Origin of the sequence: Pseudomonas edaphica (assembly GCF_005863185.1) — a bacterium.
GTDB lineage: Bacteria > Pseudomonadota > Gammaproteobacteria > Pseudomonadales > Pseudomonadaceae > Aquipseudomonas > Aquipseudomonas edaphica.
The window spans coordinates 1-5003 of sequence record NZ_VBVZ01000470.1 but is presented as its reverse complement, the minus strand read 5'-3'; the positions used below and the strand labels follow the sequence as shown (position 1 = coordinate 5003).

Below are 5003 nucleotides of genomic sequence, written 5' to 3'. Positions count from 1 at the left end.
CCTCGGTACATCAGGCATACCCAGGTGATGCTATCGCAGGCAAGCCAGCTCCCACATTGACTGAGTCCAGTCGGTCAGTGCCCCGATGCCTCCGGCCCGGCCTTCGCACCAAACGGCGGCTTGGCCAGCCACACCAGCAACATCAAGCCCATGAACATCCACCCCAGCAACGTGAAGTAATCCACGGTGGACATCATGTACGCCTGGCTGGTGAGGATCTGGTCCAACTGCGCATAGGCCTTGTGCCCTGCCCCGCCTAGCGCCTGCAATGCATCGCGGGTGGCGGAGTCGTAGGTGGTCATGTTCTCGCTCATGTACGCGTGGTGCTGATCGGCGCGGCGAATCCAGATCCAGGTGGTCAGCGAGGCCGCAAAGCTACCGCCCAGGGTCCGCAGGAAGGTCGCAAGACCCGCGCCGTCGGCGATTTGCGCCGGCGGCAAGTCGGACATCAGGATGCTCAAGGTCGGCATAAAGAACAACGCCACGCCGATCCCCATGAACAACTGCACCAAAGCGATATGGGTGAAATCCACCTGATTGGTAAAGCCTGCGCGCATAAAGCAGCTCAAGCCAATCGCCAGGAACGCCAGGCCCGCCAGCAAACGCAAATCGAACTTGTGCGCATACTTGCCTACAAAGGGTGACATCAGCACCGGCAAAATACCGATCGGCGCGACCGCCAGGCCGGCCCAGGTGGCGGTGTAGCCCATCTGGGTTTGCAGCCATTGCGGCAGGATCAGGTTGATCCCGAAGAAGCCCGCATAGCCCAGGATCAACACGATGGTGCCGATACGAAAGTTGCGGTAGGCAAACAACCGCAGGTTGACCACCGGGTGCTTGTCGGTCAGCTCCCAGATGATGAACACCGCCAGGGCAATCACCGAAATCGCCGCACCGATGATGATGAAGTTGGATTCGAACCAGTCCAGGTCATTGCCCTTGTCGAGGATGATCTGCAAAGCGCCGACACCAACGATCAAGCTCAGCAGCCCGACATAATCCATCGGCTGGTAACTGGTGACCACCGGGCGTTTCTTCAATTGCGAACGCACCACCATCACCGCAAAGATGCCGATGGGCACGTTGATAAAGAAGATCCACGGCCAGCTGTAGCTGTCGGTGATCCAGCCGCCGAGGATGGGGCCGGCAATCGGCGCCACCACCGTAACCATCGCCAGTAACGCCAGGGCCATGCCGCGCCTGGCCGGTGGGTAAACCGCGATCAGCAACGTCTGGGTCATCGGGTACAACGGCCCGGCGACCAGGCCTTGCAGCACCCGAAAGCCAATCAGCTCGGGCATCGAGGTGGAAATACCACAGAGGAACGACGCCAATACAAACAGGATGGTCGCCCACAAAAACAGCTTCACCTCGCCAAACCGGCGGCTCAGCCAGCCGGTGAGCGGCAAGGCAATGGCGTTGCTCACCGCAAACGAGGTGATCACCCAGGTGCCCTGCTCCGAACTCACGCCCAGGTTGCCGGAAATGGTCGGCAACGCCACGTTGGCGATGGTGGTGTCGAGCACCTGCATAAAGGTCGCCAGCGACAGGCCAATAGTGGCCATCAGCAAGCTTGGCGGCGTAAAGGACGCGGGGGCGTTAGCGCTCATCAGCGTTGCACAGCCTTGGGTGCGGCGAGGCTGTTGTCATGGATCAACTGCGTGATCATGGCATCGGCTTCGGCCAGTTGGCGGTCATACACGTTGGTGGTGAACGAGGCCTTTTGCGGTGCCTGTTGCGCCAGCACCGGGCCGCTTTGGTCGTGCAGGTCGACGTTGACCACAGTGCTCAAGCCCACCCGCAGCGGGTTCTTGGCCAACTCGTCGGCGTTGATGTGGATGCGCACTGGCACCCGTTGCACGATCTTGATCCAGTTACCGGTGGCATTCTGCGCAGGCAGCAGGGCAAACGCGCTGCCGGTGCCGGCGCCGAGGCTGTCGACGGTGCCGCTGAATTTCACGTCACTGCCATAGATGTCCGCTTCGATGTCCACCGGCTGGCCAATGCGCATATCGCGCAGCTGGGTTTCCTTGAAGTTGGCGTCGATCCACAGCTGGTCCAGCGGGATCACCGCCATCAACGCGGTGCCGGGCTGCACGCGCTGGCCCAGTTGCACGGTGCGCTTGGCCACGTAGCCGGTGACCGGTGCGATCAAGGTGCTGCGCGCGTTGGTCAGGTAGGCCTGACGCAGTTGCGCGGCGGCGGCTTGCACATCCGGGTGGGACGAAATCACCGTGTCATCCACCAAGGCATTGGTGGTTTTCAGTTGCTGCTCAAGGTTGGTCAGGGCGTTCTTGGCGGCGGTCAGGTTGTCACGGGCATGGGACAGTTCCTCCTGGGAGATCGCACCGCCCTGGGCCAGCGTCTTACGGCGGTTGAAGTTGTCCTGGGCGGTTTGCACGTCAGCTTTCTGTGCGTTGACCTGGGCTTTCATGCCATCGACATTGCTGTACAAACCACGCACCTGGCGCACGGTGCGGGCCAGGTTGGCCTGGGCACTTTGCAGGCCGACGGCGGCGTCATTCGGGTCGAAGTTGATCAGAACCTGGCCTTCGTGGACCAGGTCGCCGTCGTCGGCGCCGATGCTGACCACGGTGCCGGTGACCAGCGGGGTGATTTCCACCACGTTGCCGTTCACATAGGCGTCGTCGGTGCTTTCATTGAAGCGCCCGTAGAACTCATACCAGCCCCACACGCCGACCACGCCAAGAATGACGATCAGCGCCAGGCCGATCAGCATGACTTTGCGTTTGCGCGGGTTGTTATCGGGCTTTTCAGTTGCGTTGCTGTTTTCGGCAGTGGCCATGACAAATACCTCAAATTATTCCGTACGGGTGGCAGGGCTGGTCGTGGTCGCGGCCACGTTATCGGCGTTGAATCCGCCACCCAGGGCTTGCATCAATTGAATCGACAGGTCGATCTGCGCCGCATTCAAGGTCGCCAGCTGACGCTGGGCCTGCAGCAATTGCTGCTCGATGCTGAGCACATCCAGGTAGTTACCGATGCCGGAGCTGTAACGCTGTACGCCGGTGTCGTAAGACTGCTGGGCGATGTCCGCAGCGTGTTGCTGCGCCTGGATCTGCCGCCCGGTTTCGCGCAGTTGCATCAGGGTGTTGCCGATATCGCCCAAGGCTTGCACCAGGGTTTTGTTGTACTGGGCCACGGCCAGGTCGTAATCGGCGTCGCGAGCATCGAGGTCGGCACGCAAGCGGCCACCGTCAAAGATCGGCAACGAGATGGTCGGCGCAATGCTGAAGAACCGGCTGGCCGAGCCAAACATCGCATCACCGAGCAACGACTCGGCCCCGGCGCTCGCACTGAGGTTGAGGTTGGGGTAGAAGCGGGTTTTGCTCGCGGCCACGTTTTTACTCGCGGCCTCCACGCGCCAGCGTGCGGCGATCAGGTCCGGGCGACGGCCCAGCAATTCGGCCGGCAAGACTGAAGGCACAGCGACGGCACTGGGTTTCAACACATTCGGGCGGGTCAGCTCGCCGCCACGGTCCGGGCCTTTGCCGAGCAATACCGCCAGGGCGATCTTGGCGCTTTGCAGTTGTTTTTCAGCGTCGATCAACTGCGACTGGGAGCTGGCTTCCAGGCTTTCGGTCTGTTGGTACTGGTATTCGCTGTCGATGCCGGAGCTGAGGCGGCGTTTGCTCAGGTCGAGCATCTGGCGGGTGCGCTTGAGGTCGTCATTGGCCAGGTCACGCACGATATGCGCTTGGCCCAAATCGCTGTAAGCCTTGGCGACGTTGGCGGCCAGGGTCAGGCGTGCGGCTTGCTGGTCGACTTCGGCTGCACGCGCCTGGCCCAACGCGGCTTCCCAGGCAGCGCGCTGGCCACCCCAAAGGTCGAAGTTGTAGTTGAAGCTGGCGCCGATGTTACGCACCGTGGCATAGGCATCGCCCTGCCCGCGCGGGTCCTGGTCCTTGGCCAGGCGCGAACGGCTCACACCGGCGCTGGCATCCAGGGTTGGCATGCGCGCCGCATCGGCGGCATAAGCGGCGGCTTCGGCCTGGTGCGCACGGGCGCTGGCCACTTGCATATCAGGGCTGTTTTGCAGGGCTTCGTGAATCAGACCGTCGAGTTGCGGGTCGCCGAGGCTTTTCCACCAGTCGGCGGTGGGCCAGGCGGCCGTGGACAGGGTCACGCCGCTCAAGGATTTGCCGGTTTGCAACGTGTTGGCGTCGAGACGTTGGCCCTGGGTGTCGAGGCCGCTGAAGTTGGCACAACCGGCCATGCTCATCGCCACCAACACCAGGCTGAGTGCACGCGTTTTCATTGATTACCTACCCGCTGGAGGACGATGGCGTCACCGGCAGCTACCAGAATTTTCTTGAGGATTCTTTCCAGGGTTTCCAACTCACCAGGCTCGAGGGCACCGGCCAGTTCATTCATCGACTGCGCGCCGATATGCGGCAACATGTCGGCCAGGCGCTGGCCGTCTTCGGTGAGCACTAACTGCACCTGGCGCCGGTCCTGCTCGGAGCGCTTGCGCGCCAGCAGGCCCTTTTGCTCCAGACGGTCGAGCATGCGGGTCATGGAGCCGCTGTCGAGGGACAGGTGGCGGCACAGCTCCGCCGGGGTATCGACGTCGAACTGGGCAATGATGATCAACACCTTGAACTGCGCGGCGGTGACGCCGTGGGGTTCCATATGGGTGTCGATAATGCGGTCCTTGAGCAGCGCCGCCCGGCCCAGCAACAGGCCGAGGTGGCAGTTGCGAAAGCTGTCAGGGGTGTAGTGGGTCATCGAAAGTCACCTTATTACTGCCTAGGCAGTGAATGTATGACAAGATGTTACTGCTTAGGCAGCGAATGTCAAATGGAATTATTAGCTTGCTTGGTAATTTCGCGAGAGGTGGGCTTGAAACACAAATAACTGTGGGAGCTGGGTTGCCTGCGATAGCGGTTTGGCGGGGGTGTTTGGTCGGGTACATATCCATTGCTGCGGTAACGGCGGCCTATGGTTTCGCTCTTACAGCGGGTCACTTTTCGAAGGACCGA

4 protein-coding genes are annotated in these 5003 nt (G+C 61.5%); all 4 read right to left on the bottom strand.

Annotated features, from left to right (window positions below; genetic code table 11):
* Positions 1-74: 74 nt before the first annotated feature.
* Genes FEM54_RS24420 through FEM54_RS24405 form a run of 4 tightly spaced genes read right to left on the bottom strand, consistent with a single transcriptional unit; the run spans position 75 to position 4749 of the window.
* The gene (locus FEM54_RS24420) at positions 75-1610 is read right to left on the bottom strand and encodes a DHA2 family efflux MFS transporter permease subunit (protein ID WP_017134697.1); all 1536 of its coding nucleotides are present in this window, start codon (positions 1608-1610) and stop codon (positions 75-77) included.
* Complete coding sequence (locus tag FEM54_RS24415) at positions 1610-2806, bottom strand: HlyD/EmrA/EmrK family protein (protein WP_017134698.1); 1197 nt, start codon at positions 2804-2806, stop codon at positions 1610-1612. Before FEM54_RS24415 ends, FEM54_RS24420 begins: the two co-directional genes overlap by 1 nt.
* A gap of 15 nt (positions 2807-2821) precedes the next feature.
* On the bottom strand, positions 2822-4279 hold the full coding sequence (locus FEM54_RS24410; RefSeq protein WP_099550546.1) for an efflux transporter outer membrane subunit: 1458 nt from the start codon (positions 4277-4279) through the stop codon (positions 2822-2824).
* Positions 4276-4749 carry a MarR family winged helix-turn-helix transcriptional regulator gene (locus FEM54_RS24405; RefSeq protein WP_017134700.1) on the bottom strand — a complete coding sequence of 158 codons (474 nt, stop codon included), beginning with the start codon at positions 4747-4749 and terminating at the stop codon, positions 4276-4278. The genes FEM54_RS24410 and FEM54_RS24405 overlap by 4 nt, the downstream gene beginning before the upstream one ends.
* Positions 4750-5003 lie beyond the last annotated feature (254 nt).

What these genes read in the sequence shown, in the direction of transcription:
- FEM54_RS24410 (WP_099550546.1), bottom strand. Translation starts at nt 4,279, where the DNA reads ATGAAAACGCGTGCACTCAGCCTGGTGTTGGTGGCGATGAGCATGGCC.
- FEM54_RS24420 (WP_017134697.1), bottom strand. Translation starts at nt 1,610, where the DNA reads ATGAGCGCTAACGCCCCCGCGTCCTTTACGCCGCCAAGCTTGCTGATG.
- FEM54_RS24405 (WP_017134700.1), bottom strand. Translation starts at nt 4,749, where the DNA reads ATGACCCACTACACCCCTGACAGCTTTCGCAACTGCCACCTCGGCCTG.
- FEM54_RS24415 (WP_017134698.1), bottom strand. Translation starts at nt 2,806, where the DNA reads ATGGCCACTGCCGAAAACAGCAACGCAACTGAAAAGCCCGATAACAAC.